Origin of the sequence: Roseateles toxinivorans, assembly GCF_004362525.1 — a bacterium.
Taxonomy (GTDB): Bacteria; Pseudomonadota; Gammaproteobacteria; order Burkholderiales; family Burkholderiaceae_C; genus Paucibacter; species Paucibacter toxinivorans.
Genome location: NZ_SNXS01000005.1, coordinates 528,121 through 544,213, shown reverse-complemented (window position 1 = coordinate 544,213; position 16,093 = coordinate 528,121). Strand labels below are relative to the sequence as shown.

Annotated in this window: 15 protein-coding genes; 5 read left to right on the top strand and 10 right to left on the bottom strand. The window is 69.0% G+C overall.

The annotated features are described in order from the left end of the window. The first annotated feature begins 74 nt into the window (after positions 1-74). The gene (locus tag DES47_RS20795; protein WP_133702651.1) at positions 75-788 is read left to right on the top strand and encodes a response regulator; all 714 of its coding nucleotides are present in this window, start codon (positions 75-77) and stop codon (positions 786-788) included. Further along, the gene (locus tag DES47_RS20790; RefSeq protein WP_133702650.1) at positions 785-1,945 is read left to right on the top strand and encodes an ATP-binding protein; all 1,161 of its coding nucleotides are present in this window, start codon (positions 785-787) and stop codon (positions 1,943-1,945) included. The genes DES47_RS20795 and DES47_RS20790 overlap by 4 nt, the downstream gene beginning before the upstream one ends. Before the next feature lie 19 nt (positions 1,946-1,964). Here DES47_RS20790 and DES47_RS20785 read toward each other — a convergent pair whose 3' ends face one another. From DES47_RS20785 to DES47_RS20755, 7 genes are read right to left on the bottom strand one after another with little or no spacing between them, the layout of a single operon-like run. After that, complete coding sequence (locus DES47_RS20785; protein WP_133702649.1) at positions 1,965-2,879, bottom strand: haloalkane dehalogenase; 915 nt, start codon at positions 2,877-2,879, stop codon at positions 1,965-1,967. A 10-nt stretch (positions 2,880-2,889) separates the two neighbouring features. Further along, positions 2,890-3,972, bottom strand: a complete 1,083-nt coding sequence (locus DES47_RS20780; protein WP_133702648.1) for an MBL fold metallo-hydrolase — start codon at positions 3,970-3,972, stop codon at positions 2,890-2,892. A 16-nt stretch (positions 3,973-3,988) separates the two neighbouring features. Further along, positions 3,989-4,780, bottom strand: coding sequence for an SDR family NAD(P)-dependent oxidoreductase (locus tag DES47_RS20775; RefSeq protein ID WP_208115067.1), 792 nt, complete (start codon positions 4,778-4,780; stop codon positions 3,989-3,991). Between the two features lie 20 nt (positions 4,781-4,800). Further along, positions 4,801-6,048: a YncE family protein gene (locus DES47_RS20770; RefSeq protein ID WP_133702646.1), complete on the bottom strand. Its 1,248-nt coding sequence runs from the start codon at positions 6,046-6,048 to the stop codon at positions 4,801-4,803. Further along, positions 6,045-7,817, bottom strand: coding sequence for an arylsulfatase (locus DES47_RS20765; RefSeq protein WP_133702645.1), 1,773 nt, complete (start codon positions 7,815-7,817; stop codon positions 6,045-6,047). The genes DES47_RS20770 and DES47_RS20765 overlap by 4 nt, the downstream gene beginning before the upstream one ends. Beyond that, positions 7,817-9,091, bottom strand: a complete 1,275-nt coding sequence (locus tag DES47_RS20760; RefSeq protein WP_243748402.1) for a DsbA family protein — start codon at positions 9,089-9,091, stop codon at positions 7,817-7,819. The genes DES47_RS20765 and DES47_RS20760 overlap by 1 nt, the downstream gene beginning before the upstream one ends. 29 nt (positions 9,092-9,120) lie before the next feature. Then, the gene (locus DES47_RS20755; protein ID WP_166652106.1) at positions 9,121-10,296 is read right to left on the bottom strand and encodes a SphA family protein; all 1,176 of its coding nucleotides are present in this window, start codon (positions 10,294-10,296) and stop codon (positions 9,121-9,123) included. 170 nt (positions 10,297-10,466) lie between these two features. On the opposite strand from DES47_RS20755, the gene DES47_RS20750 reads away from it, so the two are divergent. The 3 genes from DES47_RS20750 (at position 10,467) to DES47_RS20740 (ending at position 12,078) form a co-directional block, all read left to right on the top strand. Next, positions 10,467-11,120, top strand: coding sequence for a TetR/AcrR family transcriptional regulator (locus tag DES47_RS20750; RefSeq protein WP_133702642.1), 654 nt, complete (start codon positions 10,467-10,469; stop codon positions 11,118-11,120). A 127-nt stretch (positions 11,121-11,247) separates the two neighbouring features. After that, positions 11,248-11,583 (top strand): hypothetical protein, encoded by a 336-nt coding sequence (locus DES47_RS20745; protein ID WP_133702641.1) that lies wholly within the window; start codon positions 11,248-11,250, stop codon positions 11,581-11,583. Positions 11,584-11,706: 123 nt separating this feature from the next. Further along, positions 11,707-12,078, top strand: coding sequence for a hypothetical protein (locus DES47_RS20740; protein WP_133702640.1), 372 nt, complete (start codon positions 11,707-11,709; stop codon positions 12,076-12,078). 1 nt (position 12,079) lies between these two features. Here the strand turns inward: DES47_RS20740 and DES47_RS20735 are convergent, their stop codons facing one another. Genes DES47_RS20735 through DES47_RS20725 form a run of 3 tightly spaced genes read right to left on the bottom strand, consistent with a single transcriptional unit; the run spans position 12,080 to position 16,078 of the window. Continuing rightward, a complete protein-coding gene (locus DES47_RS20735) occupies positions 12,080-13,453 on the bottom strand; it encodes a DUF1254 domain-containing protein (protein WP_133702639.1) in 1,374 nt (457 codons plus the stop codon). Positions 13,454-13,458: 5 nt separating this feature from the next. After that, a complete protein-coding gene (locus tag DES47_RS20730; RefSeq protein WP_133702638.1) occupies positions 13,459-14,436 on the bottom strand; it encodes a formylglycine-generating enzyme family protein in 978 nt (325 codons plus the stop codon). Further along, positions 14,411-16,078, bottom strand: coding sequence for a sulfatase-like hydrolase/transferase (locus DES47_RS20725; RefSeq protein ID WP_133702637.1), 1,668 nt, complete (start codon positions 16,076-16,078; stop codon positions 14,411-14,413). Before DES47_RS20725 ends, DES47_RS20730 begins: the two co-directional genes overlap by 26 nt. Positions 16,079-16,093 lie beyond the last annotated feature (15 nt).

The window sequence follows — 16,093 nt, the reverse complement described above, 5'->3', positions numbered from 1 at the left end:
TCGCGCTCTGTCGGTCGTCTGTGCCGCCACCTTGTCGGTGGGCATTGCCGCCCGATGCGCGACGAGGGAAGCCGATGATCCGATGTCTGGTGGTCGATGACGACAGCGAAATCCGCCAGGGCCTGCAGGCCTTTCTGGAGCGCTTCGGCATGCAGGTCAGCGTCGCCGCCGATGGCAGGCAGATGCGCCAGATCCTCGGAGCCTCGGCCTTCGACCTGGTCGTGCTGGACATCATGCTGCCCGATGCCAGCGGCCTGGACCTGTGCCGCTGGATCGCCCAGCAGCACGCCACGCCGGTGATCATGCTGACCGCCCAGGGCGACCCGGGCAGCCGCATCGTCGGCCTGGAAATGGGCGCCGATGACTATCTGGGCAAACCGTTCGAGCCACGCGAGCTGGTGGCCCGCATCAATGCCGTGCTGCGCCGCGCCGGCAAAGGTAGCGCCCCACAGGGTGCCGCACCACAGCCCTCGCGCCAGCTGCGCTTCGAGGGCTGGGCGTTCGACCGGTTGCTGCGCCAGCTGGTCTCGCCGCAGCAGGTGGTGGTGGCACTGTCCAGCGCCGAGTTCCGGCTGCTCAGCGCCTTCGTCGAACGCCCCGGTCGGGTGCTCAGCCGCGACCAGCTGATCGAGCTGACCCGGGCGCCCGGCGTCGAGGTCAATGACCGAAGCGTCGATCTGGCCGTTTCGCGGCTGCGCCAGAAGCTCGGCGACTCGCCGCGCGAGCCGCGCTTGATACGCACCTTGCGCGGCGAGGGCTATCTGTTCGACGTGAAGGTCAGCACATGAATTGGCTGAAACGCTGCTGGCGCGACACTCTGTTCAAGCGCCTGTTCATCCTGCTGTGGGTGACTCTGGTGGGCAGCCATTTCCTGGCCTTCTCGCTGGTCATGTCGCAGGTCGGGCGGCCCGATGTTGGGCATGAGGGTGGGCCGGCGCGTGAAGTGCCATCCGCCTGGTCGCGCCTTCTGATCTTTCCGTCGCTGCCGCCGATGGGTGGTCGAGCCGATGGCCCGCCGCGGCCGCCCGAGCACGTAGGCCCGCCATCCCCTCCACAAGTCGGCCGTGCCGAGCGGGGTCTGCCCGGCTGGTTGCTGGCCCTGGACTATGGGGTGCGCATGCTGATCATTGCGCTGGCGGCCTGGCTGGGTGCGGCCTGGCTGTCGCGGCCGATGCGGCGCCTGTCGGCCGCCGCCCACGGCCTGGGCGAGGCGCTGCAGCGCGACGCCGCGCCACCGAAGCTGGACGAAGACCAGGGCACGGTCGAGGTACGCGAGGCGGCCCAGGTGTTCAACCAGATGGCCGGCCAGCTGCAGCAGCAGTTCAAGGCGCGTGGCCTGCTGGTGGCGGCGATCTCGCACGATTTGCGCACCCCGCTGACGCGCATGCGGCTGCGTCTGGAGACGCTGGACCATGAGCCCGCCGCGCAGCGCTGCGTGGCTGACATCCATGAGATGGACGCGCTGATCGAGTCGGTGCTGCAGGTGTTCCGCGGCGCCCATGCCGGCGAGGCCATGGTCAGTGTGGATGTGCTGGCCTTGGCCCAGTCGCTGGCCGACGATCTGGTCGAGCAGGGCCACTCGCTGACGGTACATGGCGGGCCGGCCCTGGCCTGTGTGCAGCCGACGGCGCTGCGCCGCGTGCTGGGCAATCTGCTCGGCAATGCGCTGCGCTACGGTGAACGCGCCGAGCTTACGGTGGCGGTGCAGGGCGATCGCGTGCTGCTACGCATCGACGATCAGGGCCCCGGCATTCCCGAGGCGCAGCTGGAGGCGGTGTTCCAGCCCTTCTATCGCGTCGAGTCCTCGCGCAACCGCGCCACCGGCGGTAGCGGCCTGGGTCTATACATCGCGCGTGACCTGACCCTGCGCCAGGGCGGCGAGCTGCGCCTGAGCAACCGGCCTGAAGGCGGCCTGCGCGCCGAGCTGAGTTTGCGCAGAGCCTGAGCGGGCGCTAAGCCGGCGCTTAAGGCCCCGTGCGCATGAAGGCCACCAGCGCCAGCGCGACCTCGGTGCCCTTGTCCTCCTGCAGAAAGTGACCCGCCCCGCGCGTCACCGAATGGGCCTGACCCTTGGCGCCCGGCACCAGCCGGTGAAAGATCTTGTGCCCGCCGCGGGTCACCGGATCGCGGTTGCTGAACAGGGTCAGAAACGGCTTGTCCCAGTGCTTCAGCACCTCCCAGGCGCGCTCGTTGTTGGCGCGTTCAGGGTCCTTGGGCGAGGTCGGCACGAAGCCGGGGAACAGGCGTGCGGCGATGCGGTGGCGCCGGGTCGGGAACGGCGCGTCATAGGCGGCCATGGCCTGTGGGCTCAGGCCCAGCGCGCAGCCGGTCTTGACGATGCGGCCGATCGGGAACCAGGGGCTGTAGCGCGCGAAGGCGCGCCACAGCCGGAAGGCGCGCGGCACCGGCTCGGTGCCGGTGGGCAGGCCGCCATTGGCCAGCGCCACGCGGTCGAAGCGCTGCGGGGCCTCGGCCACCATGCGCAACCCGATCAGCGAGCCCCAGTCCTGGCAGAACAGCGTCATGCCACGCAGGTCCAGCGCCTCCATCCAGGCGCACATCCATTGCACATGGTTGTTGTAACTGTAGTCGGCCTTGCGGGCAGGCTTGTCGGAGCGGCCGAAGCCGACCAGGTCGGGTGCGATCACGCGATAGCCGGCGTTGACCAGCACCGGAATCATCTTGCGGTAGAGGTAGGACCAGGTGGGCTCTCCATGCATCAGGAGCACCAGCGGTGCATCGCGCGGCCCGGCGTCGACGTGCGCGATGCGCAGGCCGCCGACCTCGGTGTAGTGCGGCTCGTACGGAAAGTCGTTCAGCCCGGCGAAGCGCTCGGGCGGGGTGCGCAGGACCTTGTTGACGGTGGGCAGGGTTCGCATCGCTGGACCTCTAGAAACGGCGGCTGGCGCTGATCGCCTTGGAGCCTGCCGGCAAGCTGATGAAGTCGCCGTCCACGCCGACGCGCAGCGGGCCGCTGAAGATGCTCGGCGCATCGCCCAGGAAGGCAGCTTCCATGCCAGGCAGTGGTGGCAAGGTGGGCACGATGTGGTTGAGCAGCAGATAGCCGACCCTGGCGTCACGGGCGGTCTCTGCGGCCTGCTCGGGCGTGGCGTGGTAGTTCTCGATGTCCTTGAAGATCTGCTTCAGATTGGCGCGGCCGGCCTGGCCGGCGGCCTGCTGCAACAGGGCCATCAGCGGCAGCGACAGCGCCTCGTGCACCAGCAGGTCGGCATCCGCGGCGGCACTCTGCACCGCCGCGGACTTGACGGTGTCGCCGCTTAGCACGACGCTGCGGCCCTTGTAGCGGATGCGGTAGCCGACGGCCGGATGAATCGGCGCGTGATTGACGGCGAAGGCACTGATCTCCAGTTCGCCGTCCTTCAACAGCACCTGCGGCGCCTCGCCCTGCAGCGCGAAGGGCATGGCGCGCCCACCGAAGCCGCTGGCCGGCATGATGGCGTCGCCATGGTGGGCCACGCGGTACTGGCGGTCCGGCGCATAGGTCTGCATCAGGCCGGCCAGCAGCGGCGCCACGCCGTCCGGGCCATGTACGGGCAGCGGCTCGCGGTTCGAGGCCGAGACCCAGCGCTGCAGCAGCAACTCGCCCAGGCCGTCGATATGGTCGGAGTGGAAGTGCGTCAGGAACAGCGCCTCGATGCGGCCCGGGTTGAAGCCCAGCTTGGCGATATTGCGCGCGCTGGCATTGCCGGCATCGAAGACGAACAGCCGCTGGCCGGCCAGCACCACGGTACAGGGGCCGGAGCGCAGCTCGTCGGGGAAGGGCGAACCGGCGCCGCACAGGCCCACGTGCAGGCCGTCGGGCAAGGTGGCCTGGATGTCGGCGCTCAGGCGCTCGACGGCCAGTGGCCCGGCCAATGCCATGGCGAGGCGCGCGCGCAGCGCGTAGGCCGCGGTGCCCAGCAGCATCAGGACGATCAACAGGCCCATCAGTCGACGTCGAGTCTTGCTCATCTTGTATTCCTTGATATCAGGCGCCGAAGATGCGCGCCAGCCGGACGAACAGACCCTGTATCCAGGGCGCCACATAGCGCAGCCGCGGCCGCCGTGCCTCGGCGGCCTTGACGATCTGCCTCACGATCGAATCGGTGCTGCGCGCCTCCAGCAGCTTGAACACGCGGGCCTCGCGGGCCTTGAGCTGCTCGGCCTGGTCATGGAAATAGGATTGCGGCCCCATCCAGGCGTACTTGCTGGCCGTCATCGCCTGGTTGAAGCCGGTGTGGATGGCGCCCGGTTCGATCAGCGCCACCTGCACGCCGCAGCCCAGCTGGTCCAGCTCGGCGCGCAGGCCGGCGCCGGCCGCCGACAGCGCGAACTTGCTCATCGAATAGGGCATCAGGAAGGGCATGGGCACGCGCCCGGCGATCGAGCTGATGAACAGCACCGTGCCGCGGCTGCGCGTAATCATGCCGGCCAGCGCGAGCTGGGTCAGCTCCAGCGTGGCGAACACATTGACCTCGAACAGGCGGCGGATGCGGTCCACATCAACCTCGGCCAGTGAGCCCGACTCTCCGACGGCGGCGTTGTTGATCAGCACGTCCAGCTCCAGCCCGCGCAGGCGCTCGCGGTCGGTGGCGTCGGTGATGTCGAGCTTGAAGACCTGCAGCGGCTGCCTGCGCATCGTGCATTCAGCCCGCAGCGCCTCGGCCTGGGCTTCGCTGAAGGTGGTGGCGATGACCGCATGGCCGCGCGCGGCCAGCGCGAAGGCGGCGTCGCGGCCGATGCCGCTGCCGGCGCCGGTGATCAGAATCGTCTTGCCCATGTCCGCCCCTGTTTCGTTGTTCATTGCACAAAGATACGGGCCAGCCGGCCCATCGACGACCAGTAGCAGTCGCGGCTCCAGCCCGGGCTGGGAAAGACCACGCCCTGGGTCAGACCGCCGCTGCGCACGCGGCCGAGTTCATGGCCGCTGGCAATGTCCAGCACCACCACCTCCTCACCGCCGCGCCGGTAGTCATTGACGACCAGCTCGCCGCTGTCGGGGTAGAGCAGAGCGTGGCTGGCCATGCCGAACGGCGCTTTCTGCCACAGCGGTGTCAGCGTGCGGTCGTCCGCCTCCAGGCGCCAGGCGCGCAGCACGCGGTTGGCCGCGTCGTGGCCGACGACGATGCGCCGCCGCGCGTCGTACAGCGGTGGGTTGGTGATGCTGCCGCCGGCCAGGCCGCTGACCGGCAAGGCCTGGTGGTCGCGGGCGTCGCTCATCGACACGCGCAGCAGTCGGTTGGCCGTGCGGCCGACGCCGGAGCCGACCATCTTGTACAGGTAGCGATGCTGGCCGTTGTCCATGAACCAGGCGTTGCGGCCGTCGAGCACGATGTCCCAGCCGTAGGTCTGCGCGCTGTCGCCGATGTAATCGAAGCGCCAGTCGGCATCGAGCCGCAGGGTCTGCGCCGGCTCGTCCCACCGATAGCGCATGACGCTACGCGTGCCCACCAGATAGACCGTGTTGCCGATGGCGCTGATCCGCGCGATCGACGGCTCGGGGGCATGCACCGGCTCGCCGACCGGTTTCAGCGTATCGGCATCGATGACGCTGAGCTGGGCCGGTGTGCGGTCCGACAGGTTCTTGGTCACCAGTCGGCCGTTGTCCAGTATCACGAAAGAGTTGTAGGGCTGGTCGACCGGCAGCTGCAGCGAGGCCAGCGGCGCGCAGGCGCGGTCCAGGCGATGGGCATGGCGGCCGTAGACCACATACAGATCGCCGTTGCGATGCAGGGCCATGCCGCCCGGCCACATCGGCCCGCCGGCCAGGCGCGGCGAGCGGTCCAGCGTCTTCAAGGTCAGCGGGTCTATGCGCTCGACGCAGGCCGTGGTGGCCAGGCCCAGACGCGCGCGCAGCGCCGAGTGCGTCAGCAGATAGACCTCGCCGGGCTCGCCGAGCACCGTCATCGTCGACAGCAGCGTGTTGCGCGTCACGCAGCCCAGCGTCTCGCCGGGGCGCAGGTTCAGGCCGGCGCTGCCGGATGCCGTCTGCAGCCGCTGCGCGCCGCCGTCCTCGGCGGGCCAGGGGCTGCTCAGATAGCCGCTCATGAGGGGCGCTGACGCCTGCGCCGCCGCAGCTTCCAGATCAGCAGTGTGATCAGGCCCAGCAGGGCCAGCGCCGGCAGGGCCAGGCGCGGCACATAGACGTTGACCAGCGCATTGATCAGCACCTGCCGCGTGGGCTCGTAGCCCTCGGGCATGGGCAGCACGCCATTGGCCTTGGCATAGGCGGCATAGTCGGCCTGCATGGCCCGGAAGGCCTCGGGCCGCTGCTGCTGCAGATCGCGGGTTTCGCCGGGGTCCTGGCGGATGTCGTACAGATGCCATTGGCCATCGCCCAGCGGCGGCAGGTTCTTCACCAGCTTCAGATCACCCTTGAAAAGCGCTTGGTTGCCCGAGAGCTCGTAGCCGATCGGCTCGTCCGGTCCATGCACCGGCCCGGCCGCGCCAGTCAGCGCCGGCAGCAGGCTGGTGCCGGTCAGCGGCTCGACCGGCCGGCCCTGGTAAGTGGTGCCTGGCCGTGCCACGCCCGCCAGGTCAAGCAGCGTCGGCACGATGTCGCTGACATGGGTGAAGTCCGGCTGGATGCGGTTGGCAGGCATGCCCGGCACCCCGGCCACGATCAGAGGCACCCGCAGTCCGCCCTCGCCGGCGTAGAACTTGTAGGTGCTCAGCGGCGAGGTGGCGGCGCTGCCCCAGCTTGGGCCAATCACCGTGTAGGCGCCCTTGGCGCCCAGCGAGTCGATGTCGCGCCGGTAGTTGCGGTCCAGCCACCAGCGGCCCAGGGTCACCGCATAGGGGTCGGAGCCCTCGGCGCCGTTGTCCGACAGGAACAGGAACACCGTGTTGTCGTAGGCGCCCGTGGCCTTCAGGTGCGCGACCAGGCGGCCGACATGGAAGTCCATCGCCTCGGCCATCGCCGCATAGACCTCCATGCGGCGCGCCTGGTAGGCCTTGTCGGCATCGCTCAGCGCATCCCAGTCGGTGGTGGTGGCAACGGGGGCGAGCTGCGTGCTGGCCGGTACCAGGCCCAGGGCCACGGCCTTGTCGCGCCGGGCCTGGCGCAGCGCCGCCCAGCCGTTCTTGTAGAAGCCGCGGTATTTGGCGATGAACTCGGCCGGCGCCTGGAGCGGAATGTGGTTGGACTGGAAGCCGATGTAGGCGAAGAAGGGCTTGGCCTGGGCGGCGTCGGCCTTCAGGTACTCGATGGTCTTGTCGACGTAGAACTGCGAGGAGTAGAAGTCGGCCGGCATGACGGTCTCCTTGCCGTCCTCGTACCAGTAGACCCTGTCGGTCAGGTCCAGGTAGCGCTTGCCGGTCTCCCAGTTGTCGCTGCCGCTGTCGCCCTGCACCAGCGAGCGGTCGAAGCCGCGCGCTGGGGGCAGGTTGTGCGGCTCCTTGCCCACATGCCATTTGCCGGCCACATAGGTGCGGTAGCCGCCATCGCGCAGCAGGCTGGCGACGGTGACGACATTGCGATCGAGCACGCTCAGGTAGCCGGGCTTGCCGACATGGGACTGCGGAATCGTCTCGCGCATATTGCCCACGCCGTTGCGGTGGTTGTCCACCCCGGTGAGCAACATGGCCCGCGTCGGCGAGCAGGAGGCGGTGACATGGAAGTTCGAGAAGCGCATGCCGCGCCGCGCCAGCTCGTCGAGATGGGGGGTGGCGATCTCGCCGCCGAAGGCGCCCACATCGCTGAAACCCCAGTCGTCGGCCAGCAGCAGCACGATGTTCGGTCGCTGCGGCTGGGCCGCCACGGCGCCTGCGCAGGCCGCCAGCAGTGCCAGCAGCAGGTGTCGGAGCCGGCGAGGCATCACCTGACCCCCTTGGCGGGTGCCAGGAGCGCCTGCTGCACCAGCCCCAGCCGGTCCTGGCCCCAGACCGCCAGCGAGCCGACCTGGAACGAGGGCACGCCCCACAGGCCCAGCGCGAACAGCGCCTCGCGGTTGCGTTCGGCGCTGGCGCGCCAGGTCTCGTCCTGCAGCGCGGCGCGGGCGCCGTCCCAGGACAGGCCGGCGGTCTCGACGATGCGGCGCAGGCCGCGCTCGCTGCCGGCATCGACTCCCTGGGCCCAGACGGCGTGCATGAAGGCCAGCACATAGCGCTGGCCCAGGCCCTGGTTCTCGGCATGGGGGATCAGGGCCAGGCCGCGCTCGGTGGGCCGACCGACCGGATCGTTCAGCCGCCCGAACGGAATGCTGCGCTCGAAAGCCTCGCGGGCCGCGTCGGCGGCGATGTAGCTGCGCTTGGTTTTTGGCACCGGCAGGCCGCGCATCACCATCGGCAGCAGGTAGCGCAGGCGCACCGGCGCGCCGGTCAGGCGGCCGAGCTCGAACACGCGCGGAGCGACGATGGCCGAGTAGGGGCTGCGCAGCGAGAAGAAGAAGTCTATCGGCGGCGGCGCGTCCAGTGCGACGGCGTCGCTCAGATCGGCGTCGGGCGGGAACAGCGGGCCGCGGACCTCACCGCGGCCCGCGCCCAGCGCCTGCAGGCGCCGCTCCAGATGGTGCAGACGGTCCAGGCCCCAGTACCACTCGCCGGCATAGAAGAAGGTGGCGCCGAGATAGTGGCCCAGGCGCTGGCGCAGCGCATCAGACTCTGCCAGATGCCTTTGCACGATCTCGGGCGCGGCCGGTGTCAGCGGCAGTTCCAAGCTCGTGCCACGCCACAGTGCCACCGACAGCGGCCCGGCGAGCTCGACGAACAGGCCTTGCTGCGCGGCACTCACCAGCAGGGCGGTGGTCAGAGCCATCCGCTGCGGCGTGGGCTGCTGGCCGGGATCGTTGAAGTCCAGGCCCCAGCGCCGGGCCAGCAGCTGCGCGTCGCGGCGGCTGTAGGCGACAAGGCGCTCGCGCTCGGGCGCGGCGCTGTCCGGCGGCGGGCCCACCACATGGGCTTGCAGCGCCACGTCATAGCGCGCCAGCAGCTCCGGCAGGCAGGCCGCGGCGAGCGTGCTGTAGGGATCGTCGACCTGATGGAAGTAATGCAGCAGATGGGGCTGGCCGGCGCGCCGTCGCGCGGCCTCGGCGCTGGCGCGACGCCGCAGCAGGCGCTCGCGCGACAGCAGACGAGCACTGATTGCCGGCATCAACCACTGCTTCAAGCCCATGGCCGGGCCTACCAGGCCTTGATGAAGCGCAGCTGCAGCGCGCGTGCCACCAGCGCATTGCGGCTGGCGAAGTTCTGGCTGAAGTGCAGGTTGAAGCCGGCGTCCTTGCCGGGCAGCTTGTAGGACAGGAAGGGGCCGAAGCTGGAGTTCTGGTAGCGGCTGCCGCCGGCCGGTGCCGCGCTGCCGGAGTCGTCGGTGATCTGCTGCACGGTCAGCACATTGGCGCCGACGGCCCAGTTGCCCATCACCTTGACGATGCCGCCTTCCAGATAGACGAAGTTGCCGCTGCGGTAGTCGGTGTCCTTGTTGGTGGTGTTGAAGCCGACCGATACGCGGCCCGCGATGGTGACGCCGGCATCCCAGGCCTCATTCTTGTGGCCGGGGTTCAGCGAGTAGCTCACGGCCACGCCGGGGCGCAGTGTGTAGAAGTTGCCGAAGCCCGGGTTGGGCCCGCGAGCCTTGTCATATTTGCCGGTGGGCAGGTACAGCGACATGCCGGCCACCACCTTGAGGCGGTCCTGATGGCGTATCCAGACCGCCGACAGTTCCGTGTCACCGACGCCGGAGACGTCGACATTCTGGCTCGCCGCCTGGGCCGCCACGCCGGCCTGCACCTGGTTGTTGACGGCCGTGGCAACCGCTGCGATTGCACCGCGCGCGGCCGCCGGCAGGGCCGCATTGGGCGTGGGCGATACGGTGCCCAGTGCCTGGACCGGCACGAAGCTGCGGCTTTGCTTGATCAGCGGCACATTGATGGCGAAGGCGAAGCGGCCATCGGCATAGGTGCTCGTCGTCATGTAGCCACCCAGCAGATTGAGCTGGGTCTGGTCCTGGTCGAAGGCGATGCTGCCCGGTGCCACGTTCAAGGTGTAAGTGCCGTCGGGCACCGCCCCGCGGGTCGGCGTGCCGGTGGGCAGCGGCACGGCGCGGCCCGGCACGACGATATTGTTGCCGGCATCGTCGACCACCTTGTAGATGCTCACCGTGGTCAGCGCGGCGGTGCCGAAGAAGCCCGGGTTGTCGGCCGCGGCGGCGATCTCACCGCCGAACAGGCCCACAGCAGACTGGCGCAGCTTGTAGCCTTCACCGGCCTGCACCTGGAGCGCGCAGACGGCCAGCATCACGCCGCTGAGCGCCTGGAGTTGCCTTGGAATAGATGGGGCCGGGTTCATGGTGAGGTTCACTGTCTTGTCTCCGATGTCGTGGGCCTGCGGCGGGGCGGGGGCTTCCGGGCGGGATTGCCTCAGAAAGTTCAGTACACCTGTGTATGTTGTGATCCAATGTAGCGCAACCATACACTTGTGTTTGTTCGGGTATTCACCACAATGCGTCAAGTCTCAGCCAGGCCTCATCCATGCCAGCCAAGCCGTTGAAAGCCGCCGCCACCAAGACCCGCAACAGCGCCAAGGGCACAGAGTCCTCCCGGCTGTCGCGGGACGACTGGCTGGATGCCGCCTTCGACGCCGTGGTCGACGGTGGTTTCGACAATGTCCGGGTGCTGGCCATCGCCGACAAGCTGGGCGTCACCCGCGGCAGTTTCTACTGGCATTTCTCCGACCATGCCGACCTGATCAAGGCGGTGCTGGAGCGCTGGCGCAAGCGCGAGCTCGAGGAGGACGCGCAGCTGCAGGCCCAGGCCAGCAACGATGCCCGTGCCGACCTGGTGCAACTGCTCGACGTGGCCCTGGCCCGTGGCGGCGCCGATCTGAAGGACATGCGCTTCGAGCTGGCCCTGCGCGGTCTGGGCCGCCGTGACCCCGAGGTGGCGCGCATGCTGGTCGAGGTGGATGAGGCGCGCATGGAGCTGTTCGAAACCAAGTTCAAGCGCCTCACCGGCGACGCCAAGAGCGCCACAGATCTGGCCGTGCTGTTCTACCTGGCCGTCACCGGTGGTGTGCAGGCGCTGGCCCGGCCCTCGGGCTCGGGTCGGGTGGCCGAGTACATCCGCAGCGTAATTTCCGACTATCTGATCCAGCGCCAGGGGCCACCCCCCGATCGAGGGAACTAGGGCAGAACCTACCCTCAGTCAGGGGTGGAAATCGCATGCAGTCGCGCTTAAGCTTCGCTCACCGTTCTGGCCTGGATCACCGCGCGATGGTCCGGCCGGCATCAACCCCGACCGCAAAAGGTTAACGATGAAAAGCTTGCTCCTGGCCGTGATCCTGACTCCTCTGGCCGTCGCTTCCTGGGCCCAGACCGGCGCCCAGAAAGACAGCCCCGAGGCCTATGCGCTGCGCAGCGAATGCGCCGCCAAGACCAGCGCCAAGCTCGATGCCAAGCCCCAGGCCGCCAACGAGTTCGTGTTCGTCTACTACAAGGGCGAGTACAAGGGCGAGGCTGTGGCCGGCCGCAATCTGGACTGCACCGAGCGCCAGTACGCCGCCTACCTGAACACGGTCGATCCCTCGCGCGTGATGTCGGCCTACCCGACCGCCGCCGGCCGTCCGCAGGTCAAGCCCGCGGGCAAGTAAGTCCAGCCGCGCAGGCCGCTCCGGCCTGTACCGGCCGATCTGCAGTTCGTCGTGAAGGCCTGGCCGCTGCTGCCAGGCCTGCGTAGGCTCCCGGTGTTCATAACGCATCAACCGGGAATCCTCATGCGCTTTTCTTTCCGCCGTCCGACCCTCGCCGCCGCGCTCGTCCTTGTCGGCCTCGCCAGCCTTGGTGGCTGCGCGATCCACGTCACCACCACCGGCGACGGCGTCAGTTCCAAGCTCCAGCGCAGTGGCGGCACGAGCAAGTTCCAGTGCATCGCCAGCCCGAGCGGCCAGTGCAACTACGCGCTCTACACCAGCCGCTGCACCACCGTCGATGGCGAGGGCGGCAAGCCGGCCACCACCTGCACCCACCAGGTCTTCGACCAGTTCACGCTGGCCTCGGGACAGTCGCGCGAGATCGGCAATCTGCCCAGCGACTACAAGCAATGCATGAAGCCCGGCAGCAAGCCGGAGGTGCCGAACTGCGATTGAGTCAGTCCAGGCGCTCGACCGCCGGCATCGTCCAGCGACCGTCCAGTGCCTCGGGCGCGGGCCAGTAAAGCCTGGCGTTCAACAGAAAGTCCTGACCCCGGCGCACCGGCAACCAATTGCTGATTGGCGCCTGGGTTGGTGCCTCGGCCTGCAGCCACAGATCGAGCGAGCCGTCGGCGTTGAAGACCAGCGGATCGCGGTCGCCCAGTGCATGGCGCCGCGGCGCGTTGGCGATCAGGAAGTCGTCGGCGCCATAGGCGGTGACGGACCAGAAGGCCCGCACCGGCGGAAGCGCGCCGGCCCTGAAGTGCAGCCGGTAGCGCCGGCTGCCGTTCAGCGGCCTGCCCTGGCCATCGACGCGGGCGCTGGGGTACATCGCATCGGCCGGCAGATTGGCGCCCAGGCCCACCATGGCCACCACCGCGCGGGTGTTGTAGTCCTGACCATAGCGCCCCAGCAGGGCCGGCGGCGTTGACCAGCCGTTGACGAGACCATGCGGCGAGGCCAGTTCACGGGCCACGCGGCGCTCGGCCAGCCAGCGGGCCAGCACCATCGTGGCGCGCTGCGGCGGCGTCCAGTCGGGCGCCCGTCCAGGTGCAATGCCCAGCCGTGCCAGTTTCTGCAGCATCGGTGTGTCTTCGGTGGCCGGCGGGTTGTCCACCATCAGCCTCGCCAGCCGGGCGAAGAACTCCGTCGTGGCCATGGCCCGCATCTGGACTATCGGCGGTGACGATGTGGGCTCGGCCTTCCAGGCCGGTTCGGCCGCAGTACGCCCGGTCTGCCAATCGGCCAGGTGGCGCAGCGTCAGACCCTCCTGGAGCCGGTGCACCGGTGGGTAATCGGCCTCGCCCCGGGTCTGAGTGCGGCCAATCAGCCAGACGATACGCGTCGGCGCGCGCACCAGGCTCAGCCCGGGCGGCACCTCGCCCTGCCAGTCGGCCCCGGCCAGCAGCAGTCTGGCGCCCTGGCCGCCATTCAGGCGTGTGCCGGGCGCGGCGAACACATTCGTCCAGGCGTCCATGAAGGGCATCAGCTCGTAGCGCAGGGTGTTCGGCGGCATCTCGAACACCCAGGGCCCCTGCGCCATGTCGATGAAGGCGGTGGTGTACAGCGTGTCCACATTGGGCCGCACGACATCGCGAAAGCCGGCGCCGGGAAAGCTGCGCACCCGCAGCAGCCGGTTTTCCGGGCCCTGGGTGCGCGCCGCATGGGCGCGGGTCAGGTCCATCATCACCAGCGGGTAGCCGTAGAGATAGGTCTCCGCGCCCAGTCGCAGCTCGCCGGCTTTGGCGTAAAGCAGCAGGGCCAGCACCACAGCCAGCGCCGCCAAGCCAAGCAGCCAGCGCTTGAGGCGCCTGGGACCAGGTCTTGCCACCACGCTCAAGGCCCCGGCGCCAGCAGGATGGTGCGAAATCCCAGATGGCTGGCGGCCAGATCTTCATCCTGCGGCTGACGGGCCCCGGCGCGGTAGCGCATGCAGTAGTTGGGCGCGCAGAGGAAGGAACCGCCCTTGATGACGCGTTGGCGTGCCTGGCCGGTCGCGGTGGTGTAGGGATCGGCGGTCAGTTCCCAGACATTGCCGATCAGGTCGTACAGGCCCAGCGCATTGGGGGCATAGCAGCCCACCGGCGCCAGGCCGATGAAACCGTCCTCGCCGGAATTGAGCACCGGGAACGGCCCCTGCCAGGTATTGGCCTCGCGCGGTTGCTCATGGGCCGGCATCGGCGCGGCGCGGGCGCCGCGGGCGGCCCATTCCCACTGCGCCTCGGTGGGCAGCTGGCGGCCCTTCCAACGGGCATAGGCCTGGACGTCGGCATGGCTGATGGCCACCACAGGGAAGCTGTCGCGGCCCTTGATGTCGGTGCCCGGCCCGCCCGGATGGCGCCAGCTGGCGCCGGCCACATAACGCCACCATTGATTGGCATCGTCTCGGCCCTGCACCTTGGCCGGGCTGATGAAGACCACCGCGCCGGGCCGGCGCAGCTCGGGCGGCAGGCCCGGATGGGTGGCGGCATCAACCTCGCGTTCGGCGGTGGTGACGTGGCCGGTTGCGGCCACAAAGCGGGCGAACTCGGCATTGCTGACCTCGGTGCGGTCCATCCAGAAGCCCTCGACGCTTACCGCCCGGCGTGGCTGCTCTTCGGCATAGACGGTGTCGCCCATCTCGAAACTGCCGGCCGGCACCCAGACCATGCCCGGATGGGGCGCATTGGCGGGCTGCGCCGGCAGCGCGCAGTGGAGTCGCTCGGTTCGTGCCGCCGGTGCCGACCGAGCGGCCAGCCAGGTGGCCAGCGTCACCAGCAGCAGCGCGCCGAGGCCGAGCCAGAGCAGCCTAGTTGTACCAGTAGGTGTATTCATCCTGGGGCAGCGGCTTCTGGTCCAAGGTCTTGTCTATGCTGATCGGCATCTCGATGAAGGAGGGCCACAGCGGCGGCGGCATGCTCGCGTGGTGGGCTGTCATCAGCGCCTGTAGCCGGGCCAGCTGCAGCGGCTGATCGGCCGCCAGATTGTGCTGCTCGGTCGGGTCGCGCCGCAGGTCGAACAGCCATTGCTTCTTCGGCCGTTCGGCGCTGATCAGCTTCCAGCCGCCGTCCTGCACCGCGCGGTAGGGGCCGTCGCGCCAGAACAGCGGGCGTGGCGCCTGCGTGGCGGTCGGCCGGGCCTGCAGAAAGGGCAGCAGGTTGACTCCGTCCATGGGCCGGTCGGTCGGCAGCTGCCCCCCCGCCGCGGCCAGGACGGTGGGCAGGATGTCGATATTGGAGATCGGCTGTGCATAGCGCTGGCCGGCCGGCATGCGCGCCGGCCATTTGGCCGCGTAGGGCACGCGCAGGCCGCCCTGGAACATCGTCAGCTTCCAGCCGCGAAAGGGCTTGTTGACGTCGGGAATGCCGATATAGCCCGGCGCGCCGTTGTCGCTGGTGAAGATGACCAGCGTGTTGTCGTCCAGGCCCTCGTCCTTCAGCGCCTGCAGCACGCGGCCGACGCTGCGGTCCACCGAGCGCACCATGGCCGCATAGACGCGGCGGCGGTGGTCGGGGATGTTGGGCAGCGCGTCGTAGTCGGCCTTGCTGGCCTGCAGCGGCGTGTGCACGCCCCAGTGGGCGAGGAACAGGAAGAAGGGGCGGTGCTTGTTGCGCCGTATCGCCGTCACCGCCTCGTCGGTGAAATAGTCGGTGAGGTACTTGTTCGGCTCGAACCATTTGCCGCCGTTGTAGCTGACACCGAAACGCATATTCGGCCAGAGGAACTTGTCGATCGGGTCGAAGTCCTGCTTGGCGTTGACGACGCGGGCGTCGTTCTCGGGCAGGTACAGGCCGCTCTCCATGAACAGGCTCTCGTCGAAACCCTGCTGGTTGGGCCGCATCTCCGGCGTGCTGCCCAGATGCCATTTGCCGATGTGCATGGTGTGATAGCCGCGCGGCTTGAGCAACTCGGCCACCGTCTGCTCCGCGGCCGGCAGGCCGAGCTCGTTGAAGTCCTTGGCCTGGCCGGCCTTGTCGTGATCGACGATGACCGCATGGATGCGTGCCGGGTCGGCGTAGAGCGCGCCGGCCACGCGCGCCATGGCCCCGGGCGTCGGCGTGAACTCGACGCCGAAGCGCCAGGGGTAGCGGCCTGTCATCAGCGCCGCGCGCGACACCGTGCACACGGCGCTGCCGGCATAGCCCTGATCGAAGCGCACGCCATCGCGGGCGATGCTGTCGATATGCGGCGTCGGCACGCCCTCGGCCGCGCGGCCGCCGCCATGGGTCGTGACATCGTTGATGCCCAGGTCGTCGGCCATGATGACGATGATGTTGGGCGGGCGCTGTGCCGGCGGCAGGCTGGCGCTGGCCGGCCCCGCCTCCCAGGGCACCGGCCGATTGGGCTCGCGCGGGTTGACGATGTCGGTGTACCAGCCGAGCGAATACTGCAGCAGGTACAGGCGCTGGGTGTAGGCCAGTGCGAGCAGCGCGGCCAGCACCACGATTGCAATGAGGGCGGGCTTGCGCAATCGCATCAGATGTCCTTCGGT

What these genes read in the sequence shown, in the direction of transcription:
- DES47_RS20740 (WP_133702640.1), top strand. Translation starts at nt 11,707, where the DNA reads ATGCGCTTTTCTTTCCGCCGTCCGACCCTCGCCGCCGCGCTCGTCCTT.
- DES47_RS20760 (WP_243748402.1), bottom strand. Translation starts at nt 9,091, where the DNA reads ATGCCGGCAATCAGTGCTCGTCTGCTGTCGCGCGAGCGCCTGCTGCGG.
- DES47_RS20725 (WP_133702637.1), bottom strand. Translation starts at nt 16,078, where the DNA reads ATGCGATTGCGCAAGCCCGCCCTCATTGCAATCGTGGTGCTGGCCGCG.
- DES47_RS20765 (WP_133702645.1), bottom strand. Translation starts at nt 7,817, where the DNA reads ATGCCTCGCCGGCTCCGACACCTGCTGCTGGCACTGCTGGCGGCCTGC.
- DES47_RS20780 (WP_133702648.1), bottom strand. Translation starts at nt 3,972, where the DNA reads ATGAGCAAGACTCGACGTCGACTGATGGGCCTGTTGATCGTCCTGATG.
- DES47_RS20795 (WP_133702651.1), top strand. Translation starts at nt 75, where the DNA reads ATGATCCGATGTCTGGTGGTCGATGACGACAGCGAAATCCGCCAGGGC.
- DES47_RS20790 (WP_133702650.1), top strand. Translation starts at nt 785, where the DNA reads ATGAATTGGCTGAAACGCTGCTGGCGCGACACTCTGTTCAAGCGCCTG.
- DES47_RS20750 (WP_133702642.1), top strand. Translation starts at nt 10,467, where the DNA reads ATGCCAGCCAAGCCGTTGAAAGCCGCCGCCACCAAGACCCGCAACAGC.
- DES47_RS20785 (WP_133702649.1), bottom strand. Translation starts at nt 2,879, where the DNA reads ATGCGAACCCTGCCCACCGTCAACAAGGTCCTGCGCACCCCGCCCGAG.
- DES47_RS20745 (WP_133702641.1), top strand. Translation starts at nt 11,248, where the DNA reads ATGAAAAGCTTGCTCCTGGCCGTGATCCTGACTCCTCTGGCCGTCGCT.
- DES47_RS20730 (WP_133702638.1), bottom strand. Translation starts at nt 14,436, where the DNA reads ATGAATACACCTACTGGTACAACTAGGCTGCTCTGGCTCGGCCTCGGC.
- DES47_RS20770 (WP_133702646.1), bottom strand. Translation starts at nt 6,048, where the DNA reads ATGAGCGGCTATCTGAGCAGCCCCTGGCCCGCCGAGGACGGCGGCGCG.
- DES47_RS20775 (WP_208115067.1), bottom strand. Translation starts at nt 4,780, where the DNA reads ATGGGCAAGACGATTCTGATCACCGGCGCCGGCAGCGGCATCGGCCGC.